The sequence below is a fragment of the Micromonospora zhanjiangensis genome (assembly GCF_042650605.1).
GTDB classification, from domain to species: Bacteria; Actinomycetota; Actinomycetes; order Mycobacteriales; family Micromonosporaceae; genus Micromonospora_J; species Micromonospora_J zhanjiangensis.
Window position 1 is genome coordinate 1 of the sequence record NZ_JBHSBN010000137.1, and the last position, 506, is coordinate 506.

Below are 506 nucleotides of genomic sequence, written 5' to 3' on the forward strand. Positions count from 1 at the left end.
ACGGGACGGTGTCGTTCGGCTTCAACGGGTCGTGGACGGGCAGTAACCCGGTGCCGACGAACTTCGCCGTGAACGGTGTGGCGTGCAACGGTGTCCCGGGACCGACCACCCCGGGGCCGACCACCCCGGGGCCGACCACCCCCGGACCGACCACCCCGGGACCGACGACCCCGCCGCCGACCACCCCGCCGCCGACCGGCAACTGCCCGCTGCCATCGTCGTACCGGTGGAGCTCGACGGGCTCGCTGGCCAACCCCAAGTCGGGCTGGGTCTCGGTCAAGGACTTCACCAACGTCGTCTACAACGGCAAGCACCTGGTCTACGCGTCGAACGTCAACACCTCGGGGACGTACGGCTCGATGAACTTCGGCCCCTTCACCAACTGGTCGGACATGGCCTCGGCCAGCCAGAACGGGATGAACTCCGGCACCGTCGCCCCCACGCTCTTCTACTTCGCGCCGAAGAACATCTGGGTGCTGGCCTACCAGTGGGGTCAGTGGCCGTTC

1 protein-coding gene is annotated in these 506 nt (G+C 68.4%); it reads left to right on the plus strand.

Translation table 11 applies throughout. From position 1 onward, the window contains the following. On the plus strand, nt 1-506 hold a 506-nt coding region (locus tag ACFOX0_RS34305), incomplete at both ends, for a non-reducing end alpha-L-arabinofuranosidase family hydrolase (RefSeq protein ID WP_377553869.1).